Origin of the sequence: Pedobacter sp. MR2016-24, assembly GCF_026239655.1 — a bacterium.
Taxonomy (GTDB): domain Bacteria; phylum Bacteroidota; class Bacteroidia; order Sphingobacteriales; family Sphingobacteriaceae; genus Pedobacter.
In genome coordinates, this window is sequence record NZ_JAPIVO010000004.1 from 160452 (window position 1) to 177483 (window position 17032).

General features: G+C 42.8%; 16 protein-coding genes. 12 read left to right on the forward strand and 4 right to left on the reverse strand.

Annotation, left to right across the window (positions count from 1 at the left end):
- From OQX62_RS11880 to OQX62_RS11890, 3 genes are all read left to right on the forward strand, one after another.
- On the forward strand, nt 1-1506 hold the full coding sequence (locus OQX62_RS11880; RefSeq protein WP_265831753.1) for a PQQ-dependent sugar dehydrogenase: 1506 nt from the start codon (nt 1-3) through the stop codon (nt 1504-1506).
- A complete protein-coding gene (locus tag OQX62_RS11885) occupies nt 1506-2612 on the forward strand; it encodes a glycosyltransferase (RefSeq protein WP_265831754.1) in 1107 nt (368 codons plus the stop codon). The genes OQX62_RS11880 and OQX62_RS11885 overlap by 1 nt, the downstream gene beginning before the upstream one ends.
- 97 nt (nt 2613-2709) lie before the next feature.
- On the forward strand, nt 2710-3954 hold the full coding sequence (locus OQX62_RS11890) for an NAD(P)/FAD-dependent oxidoreductase (RefSeq protein WP_265831755.1): 1245 nt from the start codon (nt 2710-2712) through the stop codon (nt 3952-3954).
- A gap of 30 nt (nt 3955-3984) precedes the next feature.
- Here OQX62_RS11890 and OQX62_RS11895 read toward each other — a convergent pair whose 3' ends face one another.
- Entirely contained in the window at nt 3985-4464 is a 480-nt protein-coding gene (locus tag OQX62_RS11895; protein ID WP_265831756.1) for a hypothetical protein, read from the reverse strand.
- Between the two features lie 117 nt (nt 4465-4581).
- Between OQX62_RS11895 and OQX62_RS11900 the strand changes: the two genes are divergently transcribed.
- The 7 genes from OQX62_RS11900 (at nt 4582) to OQX62_RS11930 (ending at nt 13131) form a co-directional block, all read left to right on the forward strand.
- Nucleotides 4582-4962, forward strand: coding sequence for a hypothetical protein (locus OQX62_RS11900; RefSeq protein WP_265831757.1), 381 nt, complete (start codon nt 4582-4584; stop codon nt 4960-4962).
- 68 nt (nt 4963-5030) lie between these two features.
- Nucleotides 5031-5741, forward strand: coding sequence for an ABC transporter ATP-binding protein (locus OQX62_RS11905; protein ID WP_265831758.1), 711 nt, complete (start codon nt 5031-5033; stop codon nt 5739-5741).
- A gap of 1 nt (nt 5742) precedes the next feature.
- Entirely contained in the window at nt 5743-7164 is a 1422-nt protein-coding gene (locus OQX62_RS11910) for an ABC transporter permease (RefSeq protein ID WP_265831759.1), read from the forward strand.
- Between the two features lie 3 nt (nt 7165-7167).
- Nucleotides 7168-8550, forward strand: coding sequence for an ABC transporter permease (locus OQX62_RS11915; RefSeq protein WP_265831760.1), 1383 nt, complete (start codon nt 7168-7170; stop codon nt 8548-8550).
- Nucleotides 8551-8556: 6 nt separating this feature from the next.
- Nucleotides 8557-11028, forward strand: a complete 2472-nt coding sequence (locus tag OQX62_RS11920) for a TonB-dependent receptor (RefSeq protein WP_265831761.1) — start codon at nt 8557-8559, stop codon at nt 11026-11028.
- A 177-nt stretch (nt 11029-11205) separates the two neighbouring features.
- Nucleotides 11206-12567, forward strand: coding sequence for an amidohydrolase family protein (locus OQX62_RS11925; protein ID WP_265831762.1), 1362 nt, complete (start codon nt 11206-11208; stop codon nt 12565-12567).
- 168 nt (nt 12568-12735) lie between these two features.
- The gene (locus OQX62_RS11930; RefSeq protein ID WP_265831763.1) at nt 12736-13131 is read left to right on the forward strand and encodes a VOC family protein; all 396 of its coding nucleotides are present in this window, start codon (nt 12736-12738) and stop codon (nt 13129-13131) included.
- Between the two features lie 75 nt (nt 13132-13206).
- Here the strand turns inward: OQX62_RS11930 and OQX62_RS11935 are convergent, their stop codons facing one another.
- A complete protein-coding gene (locus tag OQX62_RS11935) occupies nt 13207-13503 on the reverse strand; it encodes a Dabb family protein (RefSeq protein WP_265831764.1) in 297 nt (98 codons plus the stop codon).
- An 88-nt stretch (nt 13504-13591) separates the two neighbouring features.
- Between OQX62_RS11935 and OQX62_RS11940 the strand changes: the two genes are divergently transcribed.
- Together OQX62_RS11940 and OQX62_RS11945 are read left to right on the forward strand one after the other, a co-directional pair.
- On the forward strand, nt 13592-14566 hold the full coding sequence (locus OQX62_RS11940; RefSeq protein ID WP_265831765.1) for a GlxA family transcriptional regulator: 975 nt from the start codon (nt 13592-13594) through the stop codon (nt 14564-14566).
- A gap of 157 nt (nt 14567-14723) precedes the next feature.
- Nucleotides 14724-15455 (forward strand): DNA-formamidopyrimidine glycosylase family protein, encoded by a 732-nt coding sequence (locus OQX62_RS11945; RefSeq protein WP_265831766.1) that lies wholly within the window; start codon nt 14724-14726, stop codon nt 15453-15455.
- Nucleotides 15456-15514: 59 nt separating this feature from the next.
- On the opposite strand, the gene OQX62_RS11950 is transcribed toward OQX62_RS11945, so the two are convergent.
- Nucleotides 15515-15766, reverse strand: coding sequence for a hypothetical protein (locus tag OQX62_RS11950; RefSeq protein WP_265831767.1), 252 nt, complete (start codon nt 15764-15766; stop codon nt 15515-15517).
- Nucleotides 15767-15933: 167 nt separating this feature from the next.
- On the reverse strand, nt 15934-16965 hold the full coding sequence (locus OQX62_RS11955; RefSeq protein ID WP_265831768.1) for a helix-turn-helix domain-containing protein: 1032 nt from the start codon (nt 16963-16965) through the stop codon (nt 15934-15936).
- Between the last annotated feature and the right edge of the window lie 67 nt (nt 16966-17032).

Genomic DNA, 17032 nt, shown 5'->3' on the forward strand with positions numbered 1-17032 from the left:
ATGAAAAAGAGACTCACACTCTTATTATTGATTATTTCGGGACTGACTAATGCACAAGTCGCTATAACGGAAAAAGATGTGGATTTTAATGTGCGTATCGTCACAGATAAACTCAGTGATCCCTGGTCGATCGCAATTGCACCGGATCATCATATTTGGGCCACGGAAGCAAAAGGGTATAAAGTGCTCCGGATAGATCCTGCTTCCGGCAAAAAACAAGTGTTGCTGGATCTCAATGCGATGAAAAACTTTCCGCGATATGATCAGATTCCTGACAGTGTGGATCACGCTAAACCATGGCCGCAGGGCGGCTTAATGGGCATGGCAGTTCATCCTGCACTGCTCACCGGAAAGCCTTATGTATTCCTCGCTTATGTTTATCATTTTGATGGTGCAGTAAGTAATAATGACGGTGGTTTGCCGGATGCCAAAGGATATCATTTTCAAATCAGACTAGTCAGATATACTTATGACCAGCTGGCGGCGAAATTGCTTAGTCCGGTAGTTATGTGCGACAGTATACCGGGGAGTAGCGACCATAATGGAGGGCGACTAATGATTGCGCCACATGGGGATAAAGATTATTTATTCTATAGTGCGGGAGATATGGGAGCCGGGCAGTTTGCGAATGGTGGCCGAACCAATAAAGCACAGGATGTCTATAGTTATGAGGGGAAGATCCTGCGATTTAATGTGGAACCTGACGCTGACCCAACGATGTATGATAAATGGATACCAAATGATAATCCCTTTAATGCTCAGCGGCAGAATGCAGTTTGGTCTGTCGGCCACAGAAATCCACAAGGACTGGCTGCCGCTGTCATTAGTGGTCAGCAAAGGCTCTATTCTACAGAACATGGCCCCTATTCTGATGATGAGATTAATCTGATTGAGAAAGGTCATAACTATGGTCATCCTTTAGTAATAGGTTATGACGATGGTAACTATGATGGTCTTGCGGCTTCAGTGTCAGCAAACAAAGCACTGCCCGGACGGTGGCATACTACCTATCCATTGATTGATAGTGAGCAACAAAATGCTAAAGCAATGGGAGAAAAATACCGTAATCCTATGGTGAGCCTTGATCCCACTGCGAAAATTATACTGGAACGACTTTTTCAGTCTGTCATCAAACCCGACAAGAAGAACCAGGAGTGGCACTCCTACGCACCATCGGCAATAGCCGTATATACCTCAACCGCTATTCCCGGATGGAAAAATTCTTTACTGATTCCTACACTGAAAGGAGGAGCGCTGCTTAGAATTAAGCTGGATACGAGCGGAAAAAAAGCGGTCAGCAATATTTATACGTATATCAAAGGAAATGTGCGTTACAGGGATATTGCTGTTAGTACTGACGGGGCGAAGATTTACCTGGCAGTTGATAGTTCTGCAGTTACCTCCGGACCATCAAAAGAAAATCCGCAAAAGATATCGTACCGGGGATGCATCATAGAATTAGCTTATAAAGGAATATTTAAAGAGCCAGCAAAAACAGAAGAATAATGACCACTATACTGATATTTCCATTTGATCTTCTTTCCCATTACCTGAGATGCCTGGTATTGGCAGATACCTACGACAAAACCACGCACCGAATTATATTCCTGACTTCTGAGCGGTATAGTCAATATGTACATCAGCATGGCTATCAAACATTTTCATGTAAACAGTTTGACTCCGCTTATGTCATGAAATGTGCAGGGAATTTTGATTTCTCCTGGTTAAATTATGAGGACCTGGAAGAGGTCATGCTGGATCAGGTGTCGGCCATTCAATCATTCAGGGCCGATATCGTGATCGGAGATATGGCGCCAACATTAAGGATGTCGGCAGAATACTGTAAAGTCACCTATCTCTCACTGATGAATGGTTATATGACCCGGCATTATGCCTCGACCCGAAAGATTCCGAGTACACATAAAGCATCCAAGCTGTTCAGCATCCTCCCCGAATCAATTTCCGATCTGCTGACGGATTTTGCAGAAAAGAGAACCTTCATTAAAATGCATGAGCCTTTTGCAAGAATCAGGGCAAAATATCAGCTGCAACCTATTCTGGATTATCTCTCAGAAATGGAAGGGGACCAGAACCTGATTTGTGATCTGCCGGATCTTTTCCCGCAAAAGCAGTTGCCGGTTAATTATACCTTTACAGGACCGCTTATCTACAACTACCAGCAGGAAGAAGAAGAATGGCTGAGTCAGTTGAATAAAGAACGTCCGGTAATCGTGGTAACGATGGGGAGTTCCGGAGAATGGACGCATTTATCTTTCCTGAACTCACCTTATTATTCAAAGTATATCATCATCACCGCCGGGGATAATGCTCATGTGCTTTTTGCACCGCATATCATACCTAAACGATTTGTTAATCTATCAGCGGTACTGCAAAAAGCTGACCTGATGATTTGCCACGGTGGCAACGGAACAATTTATTCAGGTATATCAAATAAGGTTTTCATGTTATGCCTGTCCAGCCATTTTGAGCAGGAATGGAATATCGCCGCACTCGAAAAAAACGGATATGGGAAGTCCGCCAGAAATTTCGATGAGACACTCTGGAAGAAGCACATCAGCGAAGCGCTTGAGCCTGCTTTTGAACACGCTTAACTGATCATATTAACGCCGGCAAAAATATCCGGATGGATGATGACAATCTCAAAACATAATTCCACGTTATAGGTTTACTAAATATAGTATCAACCAAATGTTTGAACGCGACAAAGAAATTATCATTATAGGTGCCGGACTTTCCGGGTTAACTGCTGCAAGGGTATTGAAATCAGCCGGAAGAAAGGTAAAACTCATTGAGGCATCGGACGGGATAGGAGGAAGGGTAAGGACCGACGAAATTGATGGATATCTGCTCGACCGTGGCTTTCAGGTCCTGTTGACGGCCTATCCTGAAACAAAACGCTTCCTGGATTACAAATCGCTCAATCTCAGGTCTTTTTTGCCGGGCGCCATGATCTTAAATGAAAAGGGCTGTAGCGAAATTGGTGACCCTTTAAGAAATCCTTCCCTGTTATTTAAAACCATTACTTCACCTGCCGGTACCTTCGCTGATAAAATGCGGATGATGTCGCTCAAATTAAAATTGTCGGCCACCAGCATTGATAAGATTTTCAATAAATCAGAAACGACTACCATTGCGTATCTGCATCACCTGGGTTTCAGCCAGAAGATCATCGACCAGTTTTTTAAGCCTTTCATGAGTGGCATCTTCCTGGAGAATCAATTGCATACTTCGAGCCGTATGTTCGAATATGTATTTAAATTATTCAGTGAAGATGATACCGCTGTACCCGCCAGAGGAATGGGGATGATTCCAAAACAGTTAGCGCAGGTATTGGAGGATGATGAAATCATACTCAATGAAAAGGTAGTGCATATAGACGGGACGAATGTAATCACAAATTCAGGAAGAGCTTATGAGGCCGACCAGGTGCTGATTGCTACGGAGGCTACCCATATGCCAATGCCTTTTCATCGCCCGGCTGCGCCTAAAAATTCAGTGACCAATATCTATTTCACTGCTGATAAAGCACCATTTACCAAACCTTTTATTGCGCTGAATGCCATTCCGAACCAACTGGTTAATAATGTTGCCGTGATGAACCAGATTTCTCCCTATTATGCTCCGGAAGACAAAGCATTGATTTCGGTTTCCATCATACGTGATGTGAACGGACTCCGCAGTGCTGAACTGATCAGCAAGGTAATGGCGGAATTACAGCAATGGTTTCCTGACTGTATCTCCTGGAAACATTTGAAGACATATTATATCCCTTACGCTTTGCCAAAGGATGAACATGTTGAAAATGATATCGCTGCTGCGGCCTTAAAATTAAGAGATAACGTGTTCATCTGCGGAGATCATTTATTAAACGGTTCAATCAATGCAGCGATGAGAAGCGGGAGACTTGCTGCGGAAGCAATACTGAGTCAGTAACTTAACTGAACGCATTCTGCAAGCACTTGCTTATTTTCCCGAAAAGGAGAAATTATAAGTAAGCCTCAGGCCAGCAACTCCGGCAGCTTCACCTTCAGTGGTAAATGTGTCACCATGAAGGTTGAGGTCAAGTATATGTTTCCTCGAAGAGACAAGTTCGTAACCAAGGGCCGCGCTGCCGCCAATGCCCTGATCGCCTGTATCAAGAGAGGCTATATTGGCCAGTATACCAAGCATCCCGTAAAAGCGGGGCTGAAAGTAGTATTTGCCCGAAATTCCAGCATAAGCAAAATAAGGAACTTCCAATCCGATTGCCGGTACAATGGCTATCTTTCTATTGATTTTTATCTCTCCCTGCAGTCTTGCGCCGATACCCATGCCTTCACCGCTAACATTTACTGCGGGACCAAATCCAAGCGCATTTTTTGCCTGAGCTTGAGCTCTGTTCAGGCTTAGCGCAATAGTAAAAATAAAAAGAATCAGCTTTAAGGTATTTAGTTTAGCAGTCATAGTTGATATGAATGCAAATTAATAATAATATAATCTGATTTCAGAGATATGCGCTCTTTTTTTAAGATAAAATAGGATTACACAGAAAATAAAAGCAACTTTGTGGCGGAATTTAATATGATTGTAATCAAACGTCAAGCTTCCTGTTTAATCGCCTGCATCCTGCTGCTGATCTTTTCGGTAACGCAATTTGCGGAAGTGCTGCATCACCATGTGGACGAACAGGAACATGCGCAGGTATCCGCAATCAAAAAACTCAATACTTCTAAACAGGGGATCAAACTGGTATCGGCATGTAAATTATGTAAGGACCTCAGCCACCTGCAACTGCACTATTTTGATATGGGCGAAATGGCTTACAGCTATATTCCGGCAGCTGTATTGATGCCTGTTCAGCCGGATACGGCACAGCAGTTATTTGATACTGCAGTCAATTTATGGACCAATAAAGGTCCGCCCTCTTCTCTGTCTTTTATTGCATTAGGTCCGGCCGCTTAGGCTGACCCTGTACAGACATGTCGCTTTTGCTTTAACAGCAAAGGCCAAATTACCAATTTATTTTATTTATGGATATCGTATTAGCAGCTGCAGAGCTGAGTAAAAACTATGGGGATAAACATGCGCTTCAGTCCCTTAATCTTGAATTGCGCAAAGGAGAAATATTTAGTCTTCTCGGACCAAATGGTGCGGGTAAATCTACAACGATCAACCTCTTTCTTGGTTTTATACAGCCCACATCTGGTACCGCCTGTATCAATGGGACGGATGTAGCAAAAGATCCGGTAGGGATTAAAAAACACCTGGCTTATATTCCTGAACAGGTGATGTTATACCAGAACCTGACAGGTATAGAAAACCTGGCATTGCTGACTGCACTGGCGGGTTTTAACTACAGTAAAGCCGAACTGGTGAATTACCTAGAGCGGGCGGGACTACAAACTGATGCGATCATTAAAAGGGTAGGCGCTTATTCCAAAGGGATGCGCCAAAAGGTAGGCATCGCAGCGGCAGTAGCTAAAAATGCGAAGATCTTATTGCTGGATGAGCCGACTTCCGGGCTTGACCCGAAGGCAAGTAACGAATTTTCGGAGCTGCTTATTCAGCTGAGCGGACAAGGTACGGCAGTATTTATGGCTACACATGATATTTTCCGTGCAAGGGAAGTCAGCTCCAGAATAGGGATAATGAAAAACGGAAAGCTGATCGATATGCTGGATGGATCCCGGCTAAATGCGGGAGAAATTGAGCAATTGTATTTAGACTATATGAAGAATTAAAATGATCAGAACAATAGCGCAAAAAGAATTTACTACCGCATTGCGGGACCGGCGGTTTCTGCTGCTGGGAAGTATTATTCTGTTATTATTACTCACTGCCGCACTAACAGGTTTCAGCAGTTATCAATTGATAGAAGGACAGCAAAAAGCCGCACAGGAATCGGCCAATGAAAGTTTTCATGAGCAACCAGACAGGCATCCGCATAGGGTAGCGCATTATGGCTCTTATGCATTCAGACCCAAACCGGTATTAAGTTTCCTGGATTTTGGATTGGATTCTTTCACCGGATCGATGGTTTATATGGAAGCGCACCAGCAAAACAGTGCTAATTTCAGTCAGGCGCAACAGTCGGGTTCCCTCACGCGTTTCGGAGAAATGACAGTAGCCTTTGTGATGCAATGGTTGATACCTATACTGATCATTTTTCTATGTTTCAACGCGTTTACCCAGGAAAAAGAAGAGGATATGCTTAAAGTATTGTTAAGTCAGGGAGTATCTTTAAGGCAGGTCGCAACGGCGAAAATAGCGGGTTACAGCAAAGTGCTGGCACTGATTGTTGTTCCATCCATTACCCTTGCGGCTGTATTTCTTTTCAAGCTGAACAATTTTAGCTGGAATACGGATCTGATCCTTCGCATCACTGTTTTTATCATTTCCTATATTTTGTATTTCTTCATCTTTATCACGGGATCGGTACTGATCTCTGCACTAAGCAAACACTCCCGTACCGCTTTAATCACCTTGCTGGGCATCTGGATTTTTACCTGTGTGTTATTGCCAAAAGCTGCGGCTAATTTAGGCAGTTCTTTGTATGCCACACCTTCAAAGGCAGAGATGGATGCTGAAGTACATCATGAAGCAAAAGAGGGAATGAACGGGCATGATCCGCTTGATAAGCGAACGGCGGATTTTAAAAAGGCATTGCTGCTCAAATATAAAGTGGATTCACTCAGTCAGCTTCCCGTAAATGCAGACGGACTGGTGATGGCTGAAGGTGAAGCCTTCAGCAGTAAAGTGTATCAGCAACATTTTGAGGCGCTCGTTGCCACCTATCATAAACAAGATCAGATCGCTGTTTGGGCAGGATTTATTGATCCTTACCTGGCTGTAAGAAATTTGTCGATGGGGATGGCAGGATCCGACTTCGCACATTATGTAGATTTCCTGAACGCCGCAGAAAAATACAGGTATGCACTTGCACAGTTTTTAAATGGGCAGCAGGCTACAAAAATGCATTATAAGGATAAAGAAACAAGGTTGAGTAGGGAGGTCTGGAAAAAGTATCCTGACTTCACTTATGAGATGCCCGGAATATCATGGGCCTTGAACAACCAGGTAATAGCGGTGACAGCATTACTGTGCTGGACAATCCTGATTTATTTCCTTTCTATTTTCCTGATTGGCAACCTTAAAAACGTTTAACAGATGAAGCAGATACGAATTCTTTTTTACTACGAATGGCTCCACTTCAGTGCTGAAAAAAGCCTGCTCTTATTTACCTTGCTGATGCTGGCCTGCGGTTTTTATGGGATTTTCTCAGGTACGGCAGCGATAGATACGCAGCGGCAGAAAATCGAAAACCTTAATGGCTTGTATAGCGAAAACATTGCAGAAATGAAGACCAAATATCCTGGCCGCGCAGATGCAGGCGATATAGGTTATTACCATTCTGCATTCTCGAAAAATAACCCCGGCAGCTGGGCAGCGCTTGCGATCGGGCAGCGGGATGTGAACGCACCTTATCTTAAGATCAGGCTGCTTGCCGTGCAGGCACAATTGTACAATTCGGAAAATACAAATCCAAATAAACTGGCAGCGGGAAGTTTTGACCTGTCTTTTGTTTTCGTCTTTCTCCTGCCCTTGTTTATCATTGCGATCAGTTTCAATATATTATCCGCGGAGAAGGAAAAAGGCACTTTACGACTACTGCTGGCACAACCTTTACCATTATCCAGGATTTTACTGGCAAAACTGCTGTTTCGTTTCACGCTAATCCTTGGCTTAATACTCATTCTTTCCCTGATTGGAATAGTATGGAGCCATGCAGAGCCAGATCTGCGTGTTTTGTTATGGCTGCTATCGGTCATTTTGTACAGCATTTTCTGGCTGGGGATAGTTTGCTGTATTGCCGTACTCCACAAAAGCTCGTCCTTTAACGCTATTACCTTATTGGGCATCTGGCTGTTACTTACCATTGTTTTTCCTGTGCTGATTAATGTATTTGCAGAAGTGAAAAAGCCTGTAGCAGAAGGGTTACAGCTGAGTTTGAAACAACGTGATGAAGTTCATGCCGGATGGGACAGACCAAAGGCAGAAACGATGAAACGCTTTTTTATACGTTATCCACAGTTCAGCCAAACTACTTCAGTAGAAGGGAAATTCAAATGGAAATGGTATTTCGCTTTTCAGGAACTGGGAGACCAGTCGGTAGAACAGCTTTACCAGGACTATATGCGTAAAATGGTAGAACGACAGGACTTCAGCACATCATTAAGTATCGGGAGTGCACCTGCGGTATTGCAGCAAATCCTGACAGCTATGGCAGGTACAGATCTCAAACAGCAACTGGCATTCGTCGACAGTACAAAGGCCTATCATGACAGGCTGAAGGATTTTTATTATCCTTTTTTGTACGGGGACAAACCTTTCACCCACGCTGATTTCGATCAGGAACCTCAGCATTCTTTTACGGCAAAACCCGACTGGCAGCGGATAAATTCCGGATTGCTGGTTTTACTGATCAGCAATATCATCGTACTCAGCGCCGCCTTAATTATTTATCAATCTGCTAAAAAAAAGATTTACTAAACATACATGAAAACGCTTCAAAAAAATAGTTTTTACATCGCTGTCATTTTCAGCATCTGGACGTTATTGACCAGTGCCGATCTCTATGGACAATCCTCCGCTACCTTCTCTGGCAAAGTAAGCGACCAGCAGGGTAAACCGCTGGCGGGCATTAACATCAGCATCGTGGGAGAAAATGCGCAACTGTCAACCGATTTATCCGGAGAATTCAAGCTCGTCAATCTGCAACCGGGTAAATTGAAAATCCTCTTGTCAGGTACCGGCTATGAACGTCAGGTGCAGACGCTTACCATTGTTGCCGGACAAAACCAAAAGAGCAACTTTCAGTTGTTAGCCGCTGATGAAAATCTGCAGCAGGTGGAGATTACCGGGCGTAAAAGCACTTCTTATAAAAGTGATTATACTTTTGGCGCTACCAAAACCGCAACTTACCTGAAGGATATCCCTCAGGCAGTGAGCATCGTGACTAAGGAACTGATCGCCGACAGGCAAATTGAGCGTGCCTGGGATGCTACTAAAATGATGAGCGGCGTAAACAGGTACTCCAACTATAATGATATCGTTATCCGCGGATTCCGGACAGGAGAAAATCAACCGCGACTCATCAACGGACTAAGAGCAGCATTCGGTTATTTTGATCAGCCGGTCACAGCAAACCTGGAGCGGATAGAAGTCATCAAAGGTCCGGCATCGGCCCTTTTCGGAAATGCCATGCCGGGTGGAACGATCAATTTTGTCACTAAAAAACCTTTGCAGGAAAAACGTTATGGAATGAGTTTTACCAGTGGCAGTTTTAATACCATCAGGGCATCAGCGGATATAACCGGTCCGATTGCAGACAGTACCCTGCTTTTCAGGATAAATACAGCTTATAGTAATGCCGATAGCTTCCGTGCTTTACAGTTTAGTGAAAATTATATGGTTGCACCTTCTTTCAGTTTCTTTCCTTCTAAAAATACTTCCATCAATGTAGATCTTGTTTACAACAGCAGCAATAGCAGGATCGACCGCGGTCAGCCGATCTACGGTGCAAGTTCCAGCAATGATATCTTTGCTACGCCAATCAGCCTGGCTATTGGGGCGCCGAACGATTTCTACAAGGTGAAGAATTTGCAGCTCAGTGCAAACATGACGCATGCTTTTACTGACAATTTCTCTGCGAATATTTCTTATATGAAATTTAGCTGGGATGAAAAATTGCTGGAACACCGTACCAGCAATGGTTATGGCGTAGATGGGGCAGGAAATGAACTTCCCGGTAAAGTGGCAATGCAGGTATTTGACCGGCTTCAGAAACTATCTTCTGATAACATCAATCTATTTTTCCGCTGGAAGGTGGAACATGGACCTGTAAAACATACTATCCTGCTGGGATATGACAACATCCAGCAAACGCGGCCCGAAGGTGGCAGTCAGAATGTGGCACGTGGTTACCGCAATGCAGCAAATACCGGTATAATTGCCAGTTATAACCCATTGAAAAGTGCAGATTATCTACTGGATACCAAAGGAAATCCGGTGCCCAACGTACCCTTTTTCGATATTGAAAATGTAACCTATCCAATCAGAAGCACTGCTGGTTACCTCTTCACACCCACCATTTACAGTCCCAGTAAATATATGATCAATGCTGCTTACCTGCAGGATCAGGTTACTATTGGCAAGTGGCAACTGTTGCTGGGATTCAGGCAGGAATATTATACGGATTACACTAACCACGGGCAGGCTGCAGAAAGTAAAGTCGTTCAGCATGCATTCATTCCAAGAGCAGGACTGCTCTATGCGCTGAACCCGCAAATCGATCTTTACGGAACTTATACCGAAGGATATCAGCCCCAGAGTCCCTCTACTTTCAGCAATCCTAATAATGGGGGACCATTCGATCCTTCAAAAAGTAATATGATAGAGGGTGGTGCTAAGGGTAGTTTCTTCAGCGATCGCTTAGCACTGAATCTCTCGGTTTATCAGATTCAGCAAAAAAATGTACTTGTAAATGCGAATGATCCGGTCAACACAGACTTGTTAAGACAAAGAGGAGAGGAGCAATCCAGAGGTTTTGAAGTGGAGGCAATTGGTAATATCCTCCCTAATTTATCAGTCAATATGAATTATGCCTATAACCGGGCAATTGTTAAAGAAGGGCTGGCCGCAGAAATTGGTATGCAGAAAGCCAATGCACCTAAACACCTGGCCAATATCTGGGCAAAATACAGTTTGCTTAATGGTATGTTTTCCGGCCTGGGCATTGGCGGTGGATTAAATTATAATTCCCGCAGAAACACAGAGCTGACTACCTTGCAGCTGCCTTCATTTGCGACTGTGGACATGGCTGCGTATTATACCTTTAATCAAATCAGGTTATCAGTGAACGTCAATAATCTCCTCAATCAGAAATACTGGATTGCAGGATATAATTATACGCGCATCTTTCCCGGAGAACCCAGGAATATAATGCTCAACATGTCCAAATTATTCTAATTTTTAGCTGAGGGTGAATCTGGTTGATGTGACCCCAAAATTTGGACAGATTATAAAATCATTTTTTTGTGCGGGAGCCCGGTATTCCGGCGGGCTCTTCCCATTTAACCTGTTTCTTCTTTTTATCCTTGCTGAAACAAAAAAACAGGTCTGTACGTTCATGATATAAAGACGATAATGAGCAATAAATTTACTGCACTTTTTACACTCGGTATCACCGTATTGTTCTTCGCTTCCTGCGGAAATCAGGCCGGAATGACCGGCAAAGGTATTTTATTTAAAGATGTTACACTTATAGACGGTAACAGTGGAACACCGCTGGAGCATACAGATCTGCTGATACAAGCAGATACGATCGCTTCAACAGGCAAAAATCTGGATACGACAGGTTTAACGGTGATTAACCTGAGTGGCAGAACGATTATGCCTGCCCTCATCAGTACGCATGTACATGTGGGAACGCTGAAAGGCACAACGACTATCCCGGCTAATTATACACGTGAAAATATACTGCGCCAGTTAAAGCAATACCAGAATTATGGCGTTGGAACAGTGGTAGCTATGGGTACCGACCGGCCAATACTCTTTAGCAGTGGCTTACGTGATTCTTCAATGAAGGGTTTATTACCGGGGGCAAGGTTATATTCTGCAGGATACGGATTTGGTGTACCACAGGGAGCTCCTCCGCTGCCTATGGCGATGGACAATGTATACCGTCCAACCACCACCGCGCAGGCGAAGGCACAAATTGACAGTCTCGCGCTGCTAAAACCAACCTTTGTAAAGATGTGGGTTGATGATTTTGGAGGAAAGTTCAAAAAGATGGATCCGGCGATTTATAAAAGTATCATCACAGCTGCACACCAGCATGATTTACGCGTAGTCGCACATGCTTATTACCTGTCAGATGCACGCCGGCTGGTAGCGGATGGTGTAGATGTTATTGGGCATAGCATTCGCGACAGTGTGATTGATGATCAGCTGATTGTGCAGATGAAAGCTAAGAAGGTAACTTATATCCCTACGCTATCATTGGATGAGTTTGCCTATATCTATGCCCGTAAACCGGAATGGATGGACGATGATTTTTTCAAAAAATCACTTGAACCTGGTGTTTATGAAATGATCAGCTCAGCAAAATATCAGAACGAGCTGAAAAACTCGCCTGCTTATGCGAAAAATGTTGCTGCTTTCCAGACGGCATTAAAGAATTTGAAGAAGTTATATGATGCTGGCGTTTTTGTTTCTATGGGAACAGACTCTGGTGCTATGCCATTACGTGCCCAGGGTTTCTCTGAACATCTGGAAATGGAATTGATGGTGCAGGCAGGTTTAACGCCGTTGCAGGCTATCGGGATCGCGACTAAAAACGGGGCACAGCTGCTTAAAACTGATCAGAAATACGGCACGCTCGAAAAAGGAAAAATTGCTGATTTTATTATTCTGAGTGACAATCCTCTAAATGATATCAGGAATACCCGTAAAATACAGGCCGTGTATAAAGCAGGGAAAGAGGTGAGCAAGGGGCCTTTACATTAGAAGCCATTTGGGGATAACGGCTGTGGTACAGCTGCTGATGAATGTGAGGTGTTGTCGTGTTCGGCCCCTAAAATTGACCTCTCCGGCCCCCGTGTATTTCGATCCTTAAACTTATGTTTGTTAAAACGCGCTCCATCTTGAGTTCAATTTACCATAAATCATTACATTATGTTTAAAGAAGTTAAAGCGTTCAGTGGTTTTTCAGTGAATGACATAGCCTTGGCAAAAGAGTTTTATAGTCAGACTTTAGGGCTGGCAGTCGCTGAAACAACAATGGGGCAATTGGTTTTGAACCTTGCTGGCGGGGGCAGTGTCCTCGTTTATGGGAAGGAAAACCATGTGCCAGCAACATATACCGTGCTGAATTTTCCTGTGAAAGATTTGAAAGCAGCCATGCAGGAGCTCAGGAATAAAGGTTTACAGTTTATTATCTATAAAGAAGAGGGCTTTGAAACAGATGATGAGGGTGTATTTCATGGTGGCGGACCAGAAATTGCATGGTTTAAAGATCCTTCAGATAATATCCTATCCGTATTGCAGGAGGATCCTGATAATCGTTTTTAGTTGGCATTCCAGCTTTCCTATACCCTGAAACATTAAAAAAAATGCTGATATTTTGGTATATCAGCATTTTACTATTTAGTCGGCGTCGTAGATGATCACTTTTTCAAACAAGCTGCGGAATTCATCTAAAAATGCAAGATGTACGGCATGTGTCTGGTAAACATCGTGACCTGCAAGGTCTTCGAAAAATACAACCAGAGAGAAGCTATAAGTTGTGTCTACTACCGAGCGTTCAATAGCCGCAGGTGTACCAACATGGATATTTTTAACAGATTCTACTTTTTCCAGAGATTCAAGACCTTTTCTGAAGGCAATTTGCTGATCTGCTGTAGTATCGGCTTTCAGCCAGAATAAAACGTGGTGAGCTATCATAAATTATCTATTTTTTGCGCAAATGTAGTAAATTCGAATTAACGCAATTTGTTCAAAAGACTTATATTAGTATTTATTCTAACCAAATATGATAAAACTAGGACTCCTGTTAAGCAATCATTACAGGCTATTAAGTGTTGCCGCTATACTTGACGTTTTTGAAACGGTAAACAAATTTTATGCAGCAGACGGTGAATCTGCGCCTTTTTCGATTAGTCTTTTTTATGACGAGGGAGAAAACCGCTATACACGCGATACCGTATTCAACAACCATCAGCTCATCCCCATCACAGATGAGTCCGTTCAGGATCTGATACTCATTCCTTCATTTGTGGGTGAAGATATCAGTGAAGCTTTAAAAGATAATGGTCGCGCTATAAAATGGCTCAGTCAGCAGTTTGCCGCCAGTGCAGAGCTGGCCAGTTTCTGCACCGGTGCTTTTCTACTGGCAGCGACAGGCTTGCTTGCAGGTAAGTTAGCCACTACGCATGTTGATGCTTGTCCGGCTTTTGCTGCGGCTTTCCCCGACGTAAACCTGCAATCTGAAAAAACCGTAACCCAGGATGGCCGCTTGTATACCAGCGGAGGAGCTACTTCCAGTTTCCACCTGATGTTGCATCTCATCCAGCTGCACTGTGGCAGGGAGGTAACAGTAAGAGTGGCAAAAGTTTTTGCGATAGATATGGACAGGCATAATCAATCTTATTTCAGCACCTTCCAGATTTCTCAGAAACACAATGACGATCTGGTGGCGATGGCGCAGCGTAAGATAGAAACCGCTTACCACAATACCGGCACTATTGAAGAGATGATCAAAGATATTCCTGCGAGCAGAAGGAATATTCTGCGGAGGTTTAAAATGGTAACCGGAATTACCCCTATAGAATATCTACAGCAGACGCGCATTGCTGCGGCCAAGAAAATGCTTGAGCAAACAAGTGAGCAGATGGCAGAGGTAATTTTTAAGTCTGGATACAATGATCCCAAGGCTTTTAGAAAAGTGTTTAGAAAGGCTGTCGGCATGACGCCGAGTGAGTACAGGGAGAAGTTCTACATCATGTAAAGTAGAGTTAGCTTTTTACTATCATGAGTCAAATTAATACCATAAAATCGAATGGTGGTTATCAAAATGAATTAGCATCGGGTTGGGTAAAAAACAATCAAGTCAAACATTTTAAGTGTTTTGCAGCTTATAACCACTCAGCATTCATAAAAGGATTATGCCCGAAGGACCCTCTATTGTTATTTTAAAGGAAAAGATCTCTTATTTAAAACATAAGATAGTTGCTGAAGCTTCCGGCTATGCTGAAATTGATATGGAGGCATTGGAGCATAAAAAGATTATTGATTTCAAATCCTGGGGCAAGCATTTTTTTATTTGCTTCAGCGATTTCACCATACGGATTCACTTTGGGCTCTTTGGCAGTTACCAGTTCCATGAACCCAAAAAGGTGAATCCAAAGCTTGCGCTACATTTTAACGACGACAGTGTCTATTTTTATGTTTGCACCGTAGAGCGTTTGGATCAGTCGCCCGACGAACTATATGATTTCAGCGCTGATGTAATGAGTGATGAATGGGATGTAAAAAAAGCCTTAGTGAAGTTGAAAGATCTGGGAGATAAAAAGATTTGCGATGTTTTGCTTGATCAGCATATTTTCAGCGGAGTAGGGAACATCATCAAAAATGAGGTTTTGTACCGCTGCAGTGTTCACCCTGAAAGTATCGTCAAAAAAATCCCTGCTGCTAAGCTCAAAGCAATCGTGCATGAATGCCGGGAATATAGTTTCGATTTCCTGAAATGGAAAAAGAAGAATGAACTGAAAAAACACTTTGAAGTATATCAACAAAAGACTTTGAGGAATACAGATCAGAAGGTTACCAAAAAAGATACCGGCACTACCAGGCGCAGCAGTTATTTCCAGGCTGAAATGCAGGAACTATACAGTTAATGTTTTTAAACTCAGTTCCAGACGTTTTCCTGTGTTAGTCCTATAAAAGCTATTCAAATCTACAATCCGGGCGATTTAAATCCTGCTCTTATACTTTTAACAAACGCTAAAGGCACTCCATTCAGCTTCGCAATGTCTCTGTCAGAAAAATTTGAATTTTTAATCAGATTACTAACTGATAGTTGTGCCTGCTCCATTTTTCCTTCGCGTTTTCCTTCCAGTATGCCCTGTAGGTGCCCCTCATGTATAGCCTCCTGGCACCATTCTTCTTTCCACCTGTTTATCTTATTTTCGAAAACTTGTTCTTCCATTGTCATATTTTTTTCTCTTATTAGTGAATACAACTCTTTTTCAAAAGTAATTAATGTTTCTTTGAATTCAAAATGAATATAGTTTATAATAAAAGATAGTATGAGCTAAATTAATCCCATAAAATCGAATTGTGGTTACCAAAATGAAAATTGCTTCACCGTAAAAATCAAATCAGTAGTAAAGAATAGAACAGGCCAAGTACCATATTTCCCTGCATCTTGAATTTCTGAGGAGACAGACCGTAAAAACGCTTAAAAGCAGCAGAAAAATGCGAAACATCTTTGTAGCCGCATTCGTAAGCGACTTCACTTACAGGGATTGTGTGTGACCTGAACAATTCTTTTGCTCTTTCCATCCGCAGTTTAATGATATAACTCTTTACCGTATCACCGAAACAGGCTTTAAATCCTTTTTTGAGTTTGAACTCATTCAGGGAGATCTTTCTCGATAATTCAGGTAAAGTAGGTGCATGCGTAAAATTACTATCCAGGATTTCCCTGGCCTGCTGTAATTTGTTAAAGTCCGGGCTATCCATCAACATTTCCGGTTCTGCCTTCTGCTCCATTAGTATTTCGATTTGCAATAGGAGCAGCTCCCTGATTTTGGTCTCCAGATAAATCCGTTTAAAAAGACCAGATCGTTTACAGTTTCTGATCTCCCGGATCACCCATTGTATATCAGGTGTTAATGGCAGATAACTCGCAGATAAGTAGGAGGGAATTCCCTTCTCAATATTGGTCGAAAAATCGCGGTGCAAAAGGGGACCCATACTGATGAGGGTGTGGTAAAAATCTTTTGACATCACCGCACATAAGTAATTTGTCTGTTTATAGGCAGGCATAATATAAGTACCGGTATAATTTGGGGCATACCACATATTATGTCTGTTGGGCTTTGTAAATTCAGGATTATCCATCGACTCTACACTCAGCTCTACATCGCTGCCATACATGAAACTCATCACTACACAGTCGCCCTTAATCTCAAACACATCCGTTTCCGCTTTTGTAAAAAACAACTGGGTATCTATTAAAATGAAACCACTGGTACTGAGTATCCTGCTTTTAATGATTTCCAGGCAATTGCCCCTGACCGTGAATAATTCTTCAGTAATGAGGCTTTGCTGATCATACTGATCTTCCACCTCTTTTTTCACCAGCCATTCCCCGTGCCCTAAAAGTTTTGATTCGACTTTCAAAATAATCCGTTTTTACAAAATAATAATCCCTTTTTCCCTAATCTAATCCGCACATAGACCCTACTTT

What these genes read in the sequence shown, in the direction of transcription:
- OQX62_RS11925 (WP_265831762.1), top strand. Translation starts at nt 11,206, where the DNA reads ATGAGCAATAAATTTACTGCACTTTTTACACTCGGTATCACCGTATTG.
- OQX62_RS11935 (WP_265831764.1), bottom strand. Translation starts at nt 13,503, where the DNA reads ATGATAGCTCACCACGTTTTATTCTGGCTGAAAGCCGATACTACAGCA.
- OQX62_RS11900 (WP_265831757.1), top strand. Translation starts at nt 4,582, where the DNA reads ATGATTGTAATCAAACGTCAAGCTTCCTGTTTAATCGCCTGCATCCTG.
- OQX62_RS11880 (WP_265831753.1), top strand. Translation starts at nt 1, where the DNA reads ATGAAAAAGAGACTCACACTCTTATTATTGATTATTTCGGGACTGACT.
- OQX62_RS11915 (WP_265831760.1), top strand. Translation starts at nt 7,168, where the DNA reads ATGAAGCAGATACGAATTCTTTTTTACTACGAATGGCTCCACTTCAGT.
- OQX62_RS11940 (WP_265831765.1), top strand. Translation starts at nt 13,592, where the DNA reads ATGATAAAACTAGGACTCCTGTTAAGCAATCATTACAGGCTATTAAGT.
- OQX62_RS11945 (WP_265831766.1), top strand. Translation starts at nt 14,724, where the DNA reads ATGCCCGAAGGACCCTCTATTGTTATTTTAAAGGAAAAGATCTCTTAT.
- OQX62_RS11950 (WP_265831767.1), bottom strand. Translation starts at nt 15,766, where the DNA reads ATGGAAGAACAAGTTTTCGAAAATAAGATAAACAGGTGGAAAGAAGAA.
- OQX62_RS11905 (WP_265831758.1), top strand. Translation starts at nt 5,031, where the DNA reads ATGGATATCGTATTAGCAGCTGCAGAGCTGAGTAAAAACTATGGGGAT.
- OQX62_RS11920 (WP_265831761.1), top strand. Translation starts at nt 8,557, where the DNA reads ATGAAAACGCTTCAAAAAAATAGTTTTTACATCGCTGTCATTTTCAGC.
- OQX62_RS11885 (WP_265831754.1), top strand. Translation starts at nt 1,506, where the DNA reads ATGACCACTATACTGATATTTCCATTTGATCTTCTTTCCCATTACCTG.
- OQX62_RS11910 (WP_265831759.1), top strand. Translation starts at nt 5,743, where the DNA reads ATGATCAGAACAATAGCGCAAAAAGAATTTACTACCGCATTGCGGGAC.
- OQX62_RS11895 (WP_265831756.1), bottom strand. Translation starts at nt 4,464, where the DNA reads ATGACTGCTAAACTAAATACCTTAAAGCTGATTCTTTTTATTTTTACT.
- OQX62_RS11890 (WP_265831755.1), top strand. Translation starts at nt 2,710, where the DNA reads ATGTTTGAACGCGACAAAGAAATTATCATTATAGGTGCCGGACTTTCC.
- OQX62_RS11930 (WP_265831763.1), top strand. Translation starts at nt 12,736, where the DNA reads ATGTTTAAAGAAGTTAAAGCGTTCAGTGGTTTTTCAGTGAATGACATA.